The organism is Streptomyces sp. URMC 126, from assembly GCF_051386555.1.
GTDB lineage: Bacteria > Actinomycetota > Actinomycetes > Streptomycetales > Streptomycetaceae > Streptomyces.
Genome location: NZ_JBPQTX010000056.1, coordinates 1 through 14,086, shown reverse-complemented (window position 1 = coordinate 14,086; position 14,086 = coordinate 1). Strand labels below are relative to the sequence as shown.

Genomic DNA, 14,086 nt, shown 5'->3' with positions numbered 1-14,086 from the left:
GCCGGTGACGGCTCAGGGAGTCAGCTGCCGGGTGGTCGGGGCAGTTTGGCCACCTTCTTGCTGCCCACACCGGCCCGGTGGCGGGCCCCGGCCCTACCTCACGAGAGCCGTTCCCCCTCTGTAGAGGGAAGCCGTGTGACTGCGGTGCCCTTCTGTGACAGAAGGTGCCATCTCTCACACCAGGCGCCGGGCCGCCGCCCACCGGGTCAGCTCGTGCCGGTTGGACAGCTGGAGCTTGCGCAGCACCGCCGAGACATGGGATTCGACCGTCTTCACCGAGATGAACAGCTGCTTGGCGATCTCCTTGTAGGCGTAACCGCGCGCGATCAGACGCAGGACCTCACGCTCACGCTGCGTAAGGCGGTCCAGGTCCTCGTCGACGGGCGGGGCGTCGGTGGAGGCGAACGCGTCGAGGACGAACCCGGCCAGCCGGGGGGAGAACACGGCGTCGCCGTCGCGGACCCGGAAGATGGCGGCGATCAGATCGGTGCCGGTGATCGTCTTGGTCACATAGCCCCGCGCGCCGCCGCGGATGACCCCGATGACGTCCTCCGCGGCGTCGGACACGGACAGCGCCAGGAACCGGACCGGCTCCTCGGCGTCCGACATCAGGGCCGAGCAGCGGCGCAGCACCTCCACCCCGCCACCGCCGGGCAGGTGGACGTCCAGCAGGACGACCTCGGGGCGGGTGGCGGTGATGACGGTGACGGCCTGGTCGACGTCGGCGGCCTCGCCGACGACCTCGACGCCCGTCCGGTCGGTGACCCCGATCTCGGCCTGCACACCGGTGCGGAACATACGGTGATCGTCCACCAGGACCACCCGGACCCGTCGGTCCTCCGGCTCGGTCGTCGTCCCGTTCGTCATGACGTCTCTTCCGCCCTCTCCATCTCCAGCTCCACTTCCGTCCCCCCGTCGGGAACGGAGCGCAGACGCGCGGTGCCCCCGTTGCGCTGCATTCTGCCGATGATCGACTCGCGGACCCCCATCCGGTCGTCGGGCACGGCGTCCGGGTCGAAGCCCGGCCCCCGGTCGCGCACCGAGACGAAGACCGTACGTCCTTCGACTTCGGCGTAGACCTGGACCGCCCCGCCCTCGCCACCGTACTTGGCGGCGTTGACCATGGCCTCGCGCGCGGCCTGCATCTGCGCCCGCAGCCGTTCGTCGAGCGGGCAGTCACCGACCACGACCACCTCCAAGGGGACGCCGTGGTGGTCCTCGACGGCGGCGGCGGTGGCCCGCACGGCCTCGGCCAGCGTCTCGGGCTCGTCCGACCCGTCTTTGCCATGACCCTCGGGGTTGTAGAGCCAGGCCCGCAGCTCCCGCTCCTGAGCACGGGCCAGCCGGGCCACCTCCCTGGCGTCGTCGGCGTTGCGTTGTATCAGGGTGAGCGTGTGGAGCACCGAGTCGTGGACGTGGGCGGCGACTTCGGCCCGCTCCTGGGCGCGGATGCGCATGGTGCGCTCGGCGGACAGGTCCTGCGTCATGCGCACCACGGAGGGCCCCGCCAGCAGGGCTATGCCGACGAGGACCGCGAGCGACGCCTGCAGCACGGTGCCCAGGTGCTCGGCCGACCCCTGCAGGACGACGATGCCCGTCACCCCGGCTCCCACCAGCAGGACCCCGGCCGCGCCTCGGGCGAGCGGCAGGACGCGTTTGCGCCGGCTGACCTCCACCCAATGGGCGCGCCGGGCGTTGTCCGCCTGCCGCCAGACCAGGGCCACCCCGGCTCCGATGAGGATCAGCGGCCAGACGTAGACGTTGGCGCGGCCGAGGTGCAACCGGTCCAGGAAGATGGCGGCGCCCACGATGAGGGCGATGAGGGCGAAGACCTGGCCTCGGTCGGGCTTGCGGGCGAACAGGTGCCGCCGCCCGTCCGGCGCCACCCCCGCGTCCGGCCGACGGACCTCCACCCCGCCCACGCCCAGCGGCACGACGAACCAGAAGACCGCGTAGAGCAACGCGCCGATGCCCTGCGCCATGAACAAGGCGACGAAGACCAGCCGCACCCAGGAGACCGGCACCCCCAGGTGCCCGGCGAGGCCGCGCGCCACACCGCCGAGCATCCGGCCCTCGGCGCTGCGGTAGAGCTTGCGCAGGGGCACGGTGTCGGTGGCGGCGGGCGCGTAGGCACCGCCGGCTCGGGGTTGCGTCGTCGATGCGCCGGTCATGGCACGATCGTCACACGGCGTGGCCGTCCGCGGTATCGGGGTCGTCCCTGACCGGACCCCGAGACATCCCCGATTCGTCCCTGCCTTCGTTCCCCCGACCGCCCCTCGTGCGGGCCGCGGCGATCGGCAACGCTCGTCAGCGTCCGAGCACCCGGAACCCGTCGCGGGCGGCGTCGAAGACCGGCCGGTGGCGGTCCCACCCGGCCGAGGGCGCGGAGAGGTACAGGGCGTACTCGGCACCGCCCGCGCGGCCGAAGCCCAGGTCGATGGCCCGGAAGTCGCGGGCGCGCCCCTTGAACGCGAACTCCCAGACGGCGGCCGGGTCACCGCGGTAGGCGGTGGCCTGCATACGGAGCCGCCGGTAGCCGTCGACCTCCGTCCTCACCTGTCGTTCGACGTCCTGCCAGTGCTTCAGCGGATCGGGGCTCGCCAGGTCCAGGACGTTGACCTTGAGGCCGACGAGGCCGGTGGGGTCGATGTAGTTCACCTCGACGGCCGACTTCTCCCGCCGGGTCCAGCCCTTCGGGACCGGGAAGGCGACCCCGAGACGCTTCTCGGTCACCAGGCGGTAGCCGGGCGGCACGGAGGGCGGCGAGGACGCGGAGGGCGTGGGCGGCGTCGACGGGGCCGTGCTCGGCTTCGGCGGCGCCGCCTCGTCCCCCTTCTCGTCGGGCAGGAAGAGATAGGCGCCGACCGCGGTCACGGCACCCAGCACGGCCGCCGCCGCGACCAGGATCCCGGCCCGCCGCCGCCCGCCGGAGCGGCGCCCCGGCACCGGCCGCCCGCCGGGTACGGGCGCGGGCGCGGACACGGCAATGACACCGGAGGCCGGCGCGGGTGCCGGTGCGGACGGAACGACGGCGGTGGGGCCCGTCCGCCCCGGCTCCGGAGCCGCGACGGAGGCGGACGGCTCCGCTCCGGGCAGGGGCCGGGGCGGCGTCAGGCCGGCGGCGGCCTCGGACCGCTCGACGGTCCCGTCCGTCTCCCGCGTCGGATGCCGGACCGTCCCCGGCTCGGCGGCGGGTTCGCGCAGGATTTGTTCGACCAGGTCGGCGGGGGGCCGCAGATCGGGGTCCCGGGAGAGCAGGGTCTCGATCAGGCGGGTCAGCGGGCCGGCGCGCAGCGGGGGTTCCAACGGGTCCACGGCGATGGCGTACGCCGTCTCGACGGGCGTGGGCCGGTGGTACGGCGTCCGGCCCTCGACCGCCTCGTACAGGGTGGCACCCAGCGCCCACAGGTCCGAGGCGGGACCCGGCCGGGCGCCCCGGACGCGTTCGGGCGCGATGTAGTCGATCGAACCGACCATCTCGCCCGTCTTGGTGAGGGTGGAGTTCCCGGCCAGGTGCGCGATGCCGAAGTCGGTGAGCACGACACGGCCGTCGTCGCCGAGGAGCACGTTCCCGGGCTTGACGTCGCGGTGCAGGACGTCGGCCGCGTGGGCGGCCCGCAGCGCGGCGATCATCCCGCGCCCGATCCGGGCCGCCTCCTCCGGCGACACGGGCCCCTGCTTGAGAACGTCGCCGAGGGTCCGCGACGGCACGTGTTCCATCACGATGCACGGCAGCCCCTCGTCCTCGACCACGTCGTGGACGACGACCACGTTGGGGTGGCTGATCCGCGCCGCGCTGCGCGCCTCACGGCGGGTGCGCTCGTGGAGGGTGGCCAGCTCTTCCTCGTCCAGCCCATGGGACACGTGCAGTTGTTTGACGGCGACGCGGCGGCCCAGCAGTTCGTCCTCGGCGAGCCACACGGTGCCCATGCCGCCGCGGCCGATGCGCCGGACCAGCCGGTACCGGTCGGCGAGCAGGCGGCCGGGACGGGCCGGTCCGGGCACGCCGGCCGCCGCACCCGCCGCTGACTCGGACACCGCGCGTCCCTCCGAATGACGACTCTCTGTTCGATGCGCCACCCTAACCGTCCCGATCTCAGGGTCGATCTCAGGGAAGGACCAGGGTCACCACCGATGCCGCTCGACGGCCGCGATTGACACCATGTGCTCATGACCGACGCACCGCCCACCGAGAACCCGCGGCACGGGGACGCGCCACCCGCCGTCTCCCGGCCACCGCTGCGGCGCAGCCGCGACCACAAGGTGCTCTCCGGCGTGTGCGGAGGCCTGGGCCGCTTCTTCGACCTGGATCCTGTGATCTTCCGGGTGGTCCTGGGAGTCCTGGCGGCCACCGGGGGATTCGGCCTCATCGTGTACGGCTTCGCGTGGCTGCTGATCCCTCTGGACGGCGAGGAGGAGAACGAGGGCCGCCGGATGCTGTCGGGCCGGGTGGACGGCCCGGCCCTGACGGCGGTGCTGTGCGCGCTGGTGGGATGCGGGCTGTTCCTGTCCATGCTGAACAACAGCGGTGCCATGTCGTTCTCGATGATGCTGACCGTGGTGCTGGTGGGGACGGCGTACTGGTCGCAGCGGCGGCGGACGCCCGACGCCGACGAGGAGTCGGCCGCGGTGCCGGGTGCCGCGAAGCCGGTGAAGGCGCAGAAGGCGGTGGACGCGCCGCCCGAGACCCAGGCGCCCCCGCCGCCGGCCGGTCCGTCCTGGTGGCGGGATCCGGTCCTCCACGTGGAGGTGGCGGGGCTGCCGTACCACGGCACCGGTTATCTGTGGGGGCCGGACGACGGGCCGGGCGACGCCGCCGCCCGGGGGAAGGAGCGGCGGGCGCGTCCGGTACGGGACGGGCGGCAGCTCGGCGGCTGGACGGCCCTGCTGTCCCTCGTGGCGTTCTCGGCGGGCACGGGGGCGACCTGGCACGGGCATCCCCTGGGCACCTCGCTGGAGACGGGCCTGGCGTGCGCGCTGGCCGTCTACGGGCTGGGCATAGCCGTCAGTTCCCGCTACGGCCGCACCGGTGGCGGGACGGTCACCATGGCGGTGCTGACCGCGCTGCTGCTGGTGGGGGCGGCCGCCCTGCCGAAGTCGGTGACGACGGAGTGGCGCCGGCTGACGTGGCGGCCGGCGAACGCGGCGGAGCTCCGGCCGGAGTACCAGGTCGGCACGGGCGTGGGCACCCTCGACCTGTCCCGCCTCACCTGGCCGGCGGAGAAGGGGCCGGCGGCGGCACGGACGCTGGCCGCCCGCGCCGAGGCGGGCGCCGGACGGCTGACGGTCGTCCTCCCCGATGACGTCACGGCGAAGCTGACCATCGAGGTGGGCGTCGGATACATCAAGCTGCCCGACGACGACCGTGGCGACGTGGACGTCAAGCCCCGCCAGAACAAGCGGGTGACCGTGGCTCCACGGCCGGGGCACAGCTCGCGCGGCACGCTGGAGCTGCGCCTCAAGACCGGTATCGGCGAAGTGGAGGTGACCCGTGCGGCGTCATGAGTTCGAGCCCGGCAAGCTCATCGTCGGACTGGTGCTGCTGGGCGGCGGGCTGGCCTATCTCGGGGCGGCGGCGGGGCGCTGGCACTTCCCCGCCTTCGCGCTGCTGCCCGCCCTGGTCGGCGGCCTCTGCCTCGCGGGAGCGGCCTCGTCCGTCGGCTTCCTCGTGCACCGGCACCGGGCCCGCGCCGGGAAGGAGGCCGGGAGGGAGTAGCAGGAGTAGCGACGAGCCCCCGCACGGCGGACGCCGGCCGCCGGGAGCCACGCCGCTCCCCTTGTCGGCCTCCTTGTGGGCGCGCCGAGCTCAGGTGAACAGGGCGCCCTTCCGGGCCCGCGCCCGGCGGCGGAGGAAGCCGCGCGGACGGACCGCGTCGAGCGAGAGGAACGGCGCTCCCGCGATGACCAGCGGGAGCCACGCCATCAGATAGACCAGGTCGTTGCCGTAGTAGTACGGGCTCGCGGACCAGCTGACCGTCAGCCAGAGGGAGAGCGAGATCAGGGCGCCGCCGGCCGCCGCCACGCGGGCGAACAGCCCGAGCAGCGTGGCGGCCCCCACGGCCACCTCGCCGATGCCGATCGCCCAGCCGAAGCCGACCGGGCTGTGCAGCCCCAAGTCGACCAGCCAGGGGGCGCCGGCGCCGTCACGGCAGGAGCGCATCAGCTCTCCGAGGGAGCCGGGGCCGTCGCTCGCGAGGAACGCCGCGTCGGTGAGCTTGTCGAGCCCCGCGTAGAGGAAGGTGACGCCGAGGAAGAGTCGCAGCGGCAGCAGCGCGTACCGGGAGGCCGAGGGACGCCGTCCCGTACCTCCGCTCACCGTTTCTCCTCGCCCCAGGAGTGTCATGCCGTCCACCGCTCCTCTCGCTTCCCGGCCCGGGCAGCGCCTGTCCGCCCGCGCCCCGGTCATGCGTCGTACGGCTCCCGACCCTACGCATCTCCGTCACACGGCGCCGGAGCGCCGCGGTCCGCTGGGCGGGACCGGCGCCCCGTCCCATGGCGGGAGGGGCGGGGCTTTCGCGAGAGGAACGGCCTGGAAACGCCGTGCCGCCCTTCGTCCACAGCTGTGGACGAAGGGCGGCACGGTCGGGGCTCGGAGAGAGGCCCGGGCCTCAGGGAGCGGTCACTCCCACTCGATCGTCCCCGGCGGCTTGCTGGTCACGTCGAGGACGACGCGGTTGACGTCGCGGACCTCGTTGGTGATGCGGGTGGAGATCTTCGCCAGCGTCTCGTACGGCAGGCGCGACCAGTCGGCCGTCATCGCGTCCTCGGAGGAGACCGGGCGCAGCACGATCGGGTGGCCGTAGGTGCGGCCGTCGCCCTGGACGCCGACCGAGCGGACGTCGGCCAGCAGGACCACCGGGCACTGCCAGATCTCACGGTCGAGACCGGCGGCCGTCAGCTCTTCGCGGGCGATGGCGTCGGCCTCGCGCAGCAGGTCGAGGCGCTCCTTGGTGACCTCGCCGACGATGCGGATGCCGAGGCCGGGGCCCGGGAAGGGCTGGCGCTGGACGATCTCGTCCGGAAGGCCGAGCTCCTTGCCGACCATGCGGACCTCGTCCTTGAACAGCTGGCGCAGCGGCTCGACGAGCTTGAACTCCAGGTCCTCGGGGAGGCCGCCCACGTTGTGGTGGGACTTGATGTTGGCGGTACCCGTACCGCCGCCGGACTCGACGACGTCGGGGTAGAGGGTGCCCTGGACCAGGAACTCGACGGGCTGGTCGTCCGGCGCCTCGGCGACGATCTCGGCCTGCGCCTGCTCGAAGACCCGGATGAACTCCCGGCCGATGATCTTCCGCTTCTCCTCGGGGTCGGAGACGCCGGCGAGGGCCTTCAGGAAGCGCTCCTGCGCGTCCACGACCTTCAGCTTGACGCCGGTCGCGGCCACGAAGTCCTTCTCGACCTGCTCGGTCTCGCCCTTGCGCATCAGGCCGTGGTCGACGTAGACGCAGGTCAGCTGGGAGCCGATGGCCTTCTGGACGAGGGCCGCGGCGACCGCGGAGTCCACGCCGCCGGACAGGCCGCAGATGGCGCGCTTGGTGCCGACCTGCTCGCGGATGGCCGCGACCTGCTCCTCGATCACGTTGCCCGTGGTCCAGGTGGGCTCGATGCCCGCGCCCCGGTAGAGGAAGTGCTCCAGGACCTGCTGGCCGTGGGTGGAGTGCATCACCTCGGGGTGGTACTGCACGCCGTAGAGCTTCTTCTCGTCGTTCTCGAAGGCGGCGACCGGCACCAGGTCCGTGGACGCGGTGACGGTGAAGCCCTCGGGCGCGGCGGAGCAGGCGTCGCCGTGCGACATCCACACCGGCTGCTCGGCCGGGGTGCCCTCGAAGAGGGTGGAGGACGGCCGGGAGACGGAGAGCGGCGTACGGCCGTACTCGCGGGCGCCGGTGTTGTCGACCGTGCCGCCGAGGGTCGTCGCCATCAGCTGGAAGCCGTAGCACATGCCGAAGACGGGGACGCCGGCCTCGAAGATCTCACGGTCGAGGGTCGGGGCGCCCTCTTCGTAGACGGACGAGGGGCCGCCGGAGAGGATGATCGCCTTCGGCTTGCGGGCGAGGATCTCGGACACCGGCGTGGTGGACGGGACGACCTCGCTGTAGACCCGGGCCTCGCGGACGCGGCGGGCGATGAGCTGGGCGTACTGCGCGCCGAAGTCGACGACGAGGACCGGCTCCGCGGTGTTGTCGTGGGCGGCGGGGGGTGGTGCTGCTGACACGGGAGCGGCCCTTCCGGCGGTCGAGGGTGGGGGTCTCTATTTGTCGATTCTACCGGGAAGGGGGTGGCCGCTTTTGTCTCACCATCCGAATGAGGTTGGCTCCCGGACCCCCCGAGGTCCATACTGTCCGCCATGCGTCAGCACTCGACCTTCGTCTTTACCTATGGCACCGGCCCGTCCGGCTGCCATGGTCGTGCTGCTCAGCGATAGAACAGCGACTTCCACGAGCGCCCCGGGCCGGCCAAGGCCCGGGGCGCTCGTGCGTTTCTCCCCAGGGCCGCCGCCGGCGCCGGGCCCCGGCCCCAGGAGAACACCGACATGAGCACCCCCACCGCCGCCCCCGCCACCCCCGTGACCGACACCGGCGCCCGCACCGACGAGGCCGCCCGCCTGATCACCGGCGCCCGTGAGCGCATCGACGGCCTCGACGACAGGATCATCGGCCTCGTCCAGGAACGGATGGCCGTCTCGGAGGAGATCCAGCGCGAGCGCATCGCCTCCGGCGGGCGGCGCGTCAACCTCTCCCGCGAGATGGAGATCCTCTCCCACTACAGCGACCGCCTCGGCAAGAACGGCACCGTCCTCGCGATGACCCTGCTGGACCTCTGCCGCGGCCGCGTCTGACGCTCCCCGGTACGGCCGCCCGGACCGCCGGCCTCCGCGGGCGCGCGGCGGAAACCCGCCGCCCGTCCCGTCACCCGTACGGCGCGTGACCGGGCGCGGACCGCCTTCGTTGGAGTCGGTGTCCGCGCCAGCCAGGAGCGGCCCACCTGAATCCACGCGTGGTCTCCGCCCCTGTTCACCTGGGCGCCCGGCACCGACAGGGCGGATTCCACCGGAGTGTGAGACGCGCGCCGACGCGCGTCGTGGGACCTCACTCCGGTGGTACGGCGGCCGGTCGGCAGGGGACAGCAGCCCGGCCGCCACCATGGAACGGTCGGTTCCGGGGACGCCTGGAACCGACCGTATCCACCCTGAAGGTTGCGTTCGACGCGGTTCATACCCCACGATGCGAAGAGGGCACCAATTCCCTTGGTCCGTACCGCCATTGGTCGGACCACCGGAAGCGAGCCCCCGCACCGGCCTCGCACTCCGGGACGACACCGTTCCGGCACCGCACCACCCGAGGACCACGGCGCTCCCCCCGGCGCCGTTCCGCGGCACCGGTCTCCGCCCTGTTCACCGGTGCCGGCTGTCAAGGGCCCCGTGGCCGTCCGCACGCCCCCGCGTAGACGGTCCGGGGCCCTTCGCCTGCCGTGCGCCGTGCGCGACCGGTCACGCGCGGCGCACGGCGCCCGTCCTCACTCCCGGGGCGCGCGCGGCACCGGCGGTACGGGCAACAACGGCAGCCGCAGCGCCCCGAACGCGTCCTTGGGCACCGCCGGTTCACGCGGTTCCACGGCGGCGACGCGCTCGTACGCCCTCCCCTGCGCCGGCCGCGGGTCGGCCTCGCCCTTGTTGGGCCAGAAGGACATGGCGCGCTCGGCCTGGGCGGTGATGGTCAGGGACGGGTTGACGCCGAGGTTGGCGGTCACCGCGGAGCCGTCGACCACCGAGATCGACGGATGACCGTAGACGCGGTGGTACGGATCGATCACACCCCGGTCGGGACCGGAACCGATCGTGCAGCCGCCCAGGAAGTGGGCGGTCAGCGGGGTGCCCATGAGCTCGCCGACATTGCTGCCGGCGAACCCGTTGATCTCCTCGGCGATCCTGGTCGCCGCCTCCGTCGCCTCCGGGATCTGCACCGGGTTGGGCGCCCCGTGCCCCTGTCGCGCGGTGAGCAGCCCCCTGCCCGGGCCGCGCCGGCGCCGGTAGGTGGTCAGGGAGTTGTCCACGGACTGCATCACCAGGCCGATGATCGTCCGCTCCGACCAGCGGCGCTTGGAGAACGACCGCAGCAGGATGACCGGGTGGCGCGCGCAGGACGCCGCGAAGCCCAGGACGCGCGGTACCGCCCGGCCGGCGAGCGGGACCAGCGGGATGGACAGGAAGCCCATCGCGTTGGACCCCTTGCCGTAGCGGACGGGCTCGATGTGGGTGTTCTCGTTGGGGTGCGCCGACGAGGTGATGGCCACGCCGCGGGTGAAGTCCACGCGGGTGCCGTGCACTTCGCGGTAGCGGCGGTCGTCGGTCTGCGCGCCGAACAGCGCCTCGGAGTTCGTCCTGGTCAAGTGGCCCAGCCGGGGGGAGAGCCGGGGCAGCAGGCCGCGGTCGCGCATGGTGTGCAGCAGGGTCTGGGTGCCGTAGGTGCCGGCGGCGACGACCACGTGTTCCGCGCGCAGCACCCGGGGCGGGGCGCCGCGCCGCCGGTCGCTGGGGACGGTGACCACGCGGCAGCCGCCGTCGCGGAGTTCGCTCAGCGCCACGACCTTGGTCAGCGGGTGGATCACGGCGCCGGCCCGTTCGGCGAGGTGGAGGTAGTTCTCGTTGAGGGTGTTCTTCGCGCCGTGCCGGCAGCCGGTCATGCACTCGCCGCACTCGGTGCAGGCGGTGCGCGCCGGTCCGGCGCCCCCGAAGTAGGGGTCGGGGACCTCGGTGCCCGGCGCGACCGGGGTGTTGCCCTCGCCGTCCTTGCCGTCGCCGAAGAAGACGCCCACCGGGGCGGCGTGGAAGGTGTGGCCGTAGCCCATCCGGTCCGCGGCGGCCTTGAGGTGGACGTCCGCCGGTGTCGTCGTGGGGTTGAGCCGCACGCCGAGCATGCGCCGGGCCTGCTCGTAGTAGGGCTCCAGCTCCTGCCGCCAGTCGGTGATGTCCGCCCACTGCGGGTCGGTGAAGAAGGACGGCGGCGGGACGTAGAGGGTGTTGCCGTAGTTGAGCGAGCCGCCGCCGACGCCGGCCCCCGCGAGGACCATCACATGGCCCAGTACATGGATGCGCTGGATGCCGTAGAGGCCGAGGGCCGGCGCCCACAGGAAGTTCCGCAGGTCCCAGGAGGTCCTGGGCAGGGAGTCGCGGGTGAAGCGCCGGCCGGCCTCCAGCACCCCCACGCGGTAGCCCTTCTCCGACAGCCGGAGGGCCGATACCGCGCCGCCGAAACCGGATCCCACGACGATGACGTCGTAGTCGAACTGTGCCACCAGTGCCTCCGTGTCGGGGTCGGGGTGTGCGGGGCGGCGCGGCCGGGTGCGTCAGCGCAGGCGGAGGGCCTTCAGCGCGCGCAGGCCGCCGGTCATCAGCCGGGCGTACGCGGCGTCGTCCAGCCCGAAGGCGGGCGCGAGCGGCACCAGCCGCTGGTGGGCGACGGTCTGCGCCTCGGTGTACTTGAGGATGCCCTCCGCGCCGTGCCGGCGGCCGAGGCCGGACTCCCCCATCCCGCCCATGGGCGCGGCGGCGCTCCCGTAGGCGGCGGCGTAGGCCTCGTTGACGTTGACCGTGCCGGCCCGCAGCCGGCCGGCGATCTCCCGGCCGCGCCGGCCGTCGCGGGTCCAGACGCTGGCGTTGAGGCCGTACGGCGTGGCGTTGGCGAGGCGGACGGCCTCGTCCTCGTCCTCGAAGCGGTAGACGGAGACGACCGGGCCAAACGTTTCCTCAGCGCACACGGCCATCGGGGTGTCGACGCCCTCCAAGATGGTGGGCTCATGGAAGAGGGGGCCGATGTCGGGCCGGGGGCGTCCGCCGGCGAGGACGGTGGCGCCCTTGGCGACGGCCTCCTCGACGTGCCGGACCACCGTCTCCAGTTGCCGCCGGGAGGTCAGCGACCCCATGTCGGCGCCGTACGACAGGGAGGCGCCGAGCCGCAGGGCGCGGGTGCGGGCCGTGAAACGCTCCAGGAAGGCGTCGGCGATCGAGTGGTGGACGTACAACCGCTCTATGGATATGCACAGTTGCCCGGCGGTGGAGAAGCAGCCGCGGATCGCGCCCGCGGCGGCCTTCGCCACGTCGGCGTCGCGCAGGACGAGCATGGCGTTCTTGCCGCCGAGCTCCAGTGAGGCGCCGACCAGGCGGGCGGCGGCGCGTTGTGCGACGTCGCGGCCGGTGCGGGTGGAGCCGGTGAAGGTGACGTAGTCGGCGTGGGCCACGACCTCGGGGCCGATGACCGGTCCCTCGCCGAGGACCACCTGCCAGAGCTCCTCCGGGAGCCCCGCCTCGATCAGCAGCTCGCGGGCCCACAACGCGGTGAGGGCGGTTTCGGTGTCCGGCTTCATGACCACCGCGTTGCCGGCGGCGAAGGCCGGGAGGGCGTCGCCGACGGACAGTTCCAGCGGGTAGTTCCAGGGGGCTATCTGGCCCACCACGCCGCGGGGGCGGCGGAGTTCGGTGACCTTCGTGAGGAGGGGCAGCACTCCCGTGTGTGCCTTGGGGCGCAGGTGGGCGGGGGCGACGCGGCCGTAGTGGCGGGCGGCGACGGCGACGGCCTGTATCTCCTCGTGCGCGTGCAGCCGGGCCTTGCCGGTCTCCAGCTGGATGAGGTCCAGGACCTCGGACTGTCTGCGCAACAGCAGGTCGTGGAAGCGCAGGAGGACGTCGGCGCGCCGGCGTACGGGCACTTCCGCCCACCGGCGCTGGGCCTCGCGCGCCCGCTCGAACGCCGTCGCGACGTCCTCGGGGGTCGACTCCGGGAGCCGGGCCAGCACCTCCTCGGTGAACGGGGTGTGGTTGGCGGTGGTGCCGGAACCGGTCACCCCGCGGGTGAGGCGGGCGACGAGCGCCGGGGTGACCACGTCGGCCGCCGTCCGGGTGTCCCGGGCCGGGGCGACGGGGTTGCCCCCGAAGTCCGCCGGGGTCCGCGTCGTCACTGCTGTGCTGTGCCGCGAGTCCGTCATGGGGGCGAGCGTAGGCGGGGGCGCGCTCTTTTGGATACCCGCAAGTAGCTTGTTTTCACCGGTCATCCACAATCACGCCAGTGGTTGGTGGCGCGATTGTGGCGGTCCGCGCGGCCTCGGATCCGCGGCGCCGGAACCGGCGGACGCGGCCGCCCGGCGGCACCGGGCGCTGCCGTCCGGGCCGCCGGCGCGGCCGTCCCGCCGGGCCGAACGCCGTTACCCGGACCGGGCGAAGCTGCCGAGGACGGTGTCGAAGTGACGGCGTCCCTCCGCGGCCCGGGCGGCCGGGGCGGACACCCACACGTCGTACATCCTGCCGCCCTCGTTCCAGCAGACGTCCTCGGTGCGCCGCGGACCGGACGTGTCCTCGAAGCCGTTCCAGGTGAACTCCCAGGAGGCCGCCTGGTTTCCGTTGTGCGTGGTGCGCGCCACGCGGCCGTCGCGGTAGCCCGGGTAGCGGTCCGGCGCCTGCGAGGCGGAGTCGCGCATGAAGCCGATCGGGCCGCCCTCCTTGGGGTCGGAGACGAGCACCCCGATGCGGAACTCCTTGTCCGGCGAGTAGTAGAAGACGCGCGGCGGTTCGAACGAGCGGGTGTACCCGTCGGGGACGGCGAGCGTGAAGCCCGCCGGGTCCCGGACGACGTGGTAGCCCGACGGTGCCTTGTCCGCGTCGGGGGACGCCGACGGGGCCGGTGAGTCGGCCGGGGGGCTCGCCTCGGGGGTCCCGGCGGCCGGGCCCGAGGCGGAGGGCCCGTCGGCGGGCCGCTGCGGCGCGGGGCGTCCGGACGCGTCGGAGGGCCGCGCGGCCGGCGGGCGGGCGACGACGCTGCGGCTCGTGACGGGCCCGCGGGCGTCGTCCCGCTCCCCGTCGTCGCGGAGCACCAGCCAGGCCGCCGCCCCGGCCCCCAGCCCGGCCAGGGTGACCAGGGCGACACCGGCCAGGACCGCCGTACGGACGCGTACGGTGCGGCGGGGCCCGCCCGGCGGACCGGGCGGCGGGGCGAACGCCGCCGGGGGCGTCGCGGCGGGCGTGCCCGGCGGCGTGGCGGAGCGCGCCGGCTCCGGCGCGACGGCGGCGGGAGCCGGGGTGGTCGGGGAAGCGGGG

At 73.7% G+C, this 14,086-nt stretch carries 10 protein-coding genes and 1 pseudogene; 3 read left to right on the top strand and 8 right to left on the bottom strand.

The annotated features are described in order from the left end of the window. Window positions 1-174: 174 nt before the first annotated feature. From ACSNOK_RS09845 to ACSNOK_RS09835, 3 genes are all read right to left on the bottom strand, one after another. Complete coding sequence (locus tag ACSNOK_RS09845; RefSeq protein ID WP_436780220.1) at window positions 175-867, bottom strand: LuxR C-terminal-related transcriptional regulator; 693 nt, start codon at window positions 865-867, stop codon at window positions 175-177. After that, on the bottom strand, window positions 864-2,171 hold the full coding sequence (locus ACSNOK_RS09840; protein ID WP_436780219.1) for a PspC domain-containing protein: 1,308 nt from the start codon (window positions 2,169-2,171) through the stop codon (window positions 864-866). The genes ACSNOK_RS09845 and ACSNOK_RS09840 overlap by 4 nt, the downstream gene beginning before the upstream one ends. A gap of 136 nt (window positions 2,172-2,307) precedes the next feature. Further along, window positions 2,308-4,038 (bottom strand): protein kinase domain-containing protein, encoded by a 1,731-nt coding sequence (locus tag ACSNOK_RS09835; RefSeq protein WP_436780218.1) that lies wholly within the window; start codon window positions 4,036-4,038, stop codon window positions 2,308-2,310. A gap of 132 nt (window positions 4,039-4,170) precedes the next feature. Here ACSNOK_RS09835 and ACSNOK_RS09830 point away from each other — a divergent pair, with 132 nt between their 5' ends. Together ACSNOK_RS09830 and ACSNOK_RS09825 are read left to right on the top strand one after the other, a co-directional pair. Beyond that, the gene (locus ACSNOK_RS09830) at window positions 4,171-5,505 is read left to right on the top strand and encodes a PspC domain-containing protein (protein ID WP_436780217.1); all 1,335 of its coding nucleotides are present in this window, start codon (window positions 4,171-4,173) and stop codon (window positions 5,503-5,505) included. After that, the gene (locus tag ACSNOK_RS09825; RefSeq protein WP_436780216.1) at window positions 5,492-5,716 is read left to right on the top strand and encodes a hypothetical protein; all 225 of its coding nucleotides are present in this window, start codon (window positions 5,492-5,494) and stop codon (window positions 5,714-5,716) included. The genes ACSNOK_RS09830 and ACSNOK_RS09825 overlap by 14 nt, the downstream gene beginning before the upstream one ends. A gap of 90 nt (window positions 5,717-5,806) precedes the next feature. On the opposite strand, the gene ACSNOK_RS09820 is transcribed toward ACSNOK_RS09825, so the two are convergent. Beyond that, the gene (locus ACSNOK_RS09820) at window positions 5,807-6,343 is read right to left on the bottom strand and encodes a DoxX family protein (RefSeq protein WP_436780215.1); all 537 of its coding nucleotides are present in this window, start codon (window positions 6,341-6,343) and stop codon (window positions 5,807-5,809) included. A 276-nt stretch (window positions 6,344-6,619) separates the two neighbouring features. After that, window positions 6,620-8,215, bottom strand: a complete 1,596-nt coding sequence (gene guaA, locus ACSNOK_RS09815) for a glutamine-hydrolyzing GMP synthase (protein ID WP_436780214.1) — start codon at window positions 8,213-8,215, stop codon at window positions 6,620-6,622. A 318-nt stretch (window positions 8,216-8,533) separates the two neighbouring features. Here guaA and ACSNOK_RS09810 point away from each other — a divergent pair, with 318 nt between their 5' ends. After that, window positions 8,534-8,839: a chorismate mutase gene (locus ACSNOK_RS09810; protein WP_436780213.1), complete on the top strand. Its 306-nt coding sequence runs from the start codon at window positions 8,534-8,536 to the stop codon at window positions 8,837-8,839. A 677-nt stretch (window positions 8,840-9,516) separates the two neighbouring features. On the opposite strand, the gene ACSNOK_RS09805 is transcribed toward ACSNOK_RS09810, so the two are convergent. The 3 genes and pseudogenes from ACSNOK_RS09805 to ACSNOK_RS09795 all read right to left on the bottom strand — a co-directional run. Next, window positions 9,517-11,295, bottom strand: coding sequence for a GMC oxidoreductase (locus tag ACSNOK_RS09805; RefSeq protein ID WP_436780212.1), 1,779 nt, complete (start codon window positions 11,293-11,295; stop codon window positions 9,517-9,519). A 51-nt stretch (window positions 11,296-11,346) separates the two neighbouring features. Then, a complete protein-coding gene (locus ACSNOK_RS09800) occupies window positions 11,347-12,981 on the bottom strand; it encodes a succinic semialdehyde dehydrogenase (RefSeq protein ID WP_436780211.1) in 1,635 nt (544 codons plus the stop codon). A 216-nt stretch (window positions 12,982-13,197) separates the two neighbouring features. After that, window positions 13,198-14,086 (bottom strand): annotated as a pseudogene (locus ACSNOK_RS09795) (serine/threonine protein kinase); the annotation flags it as partial.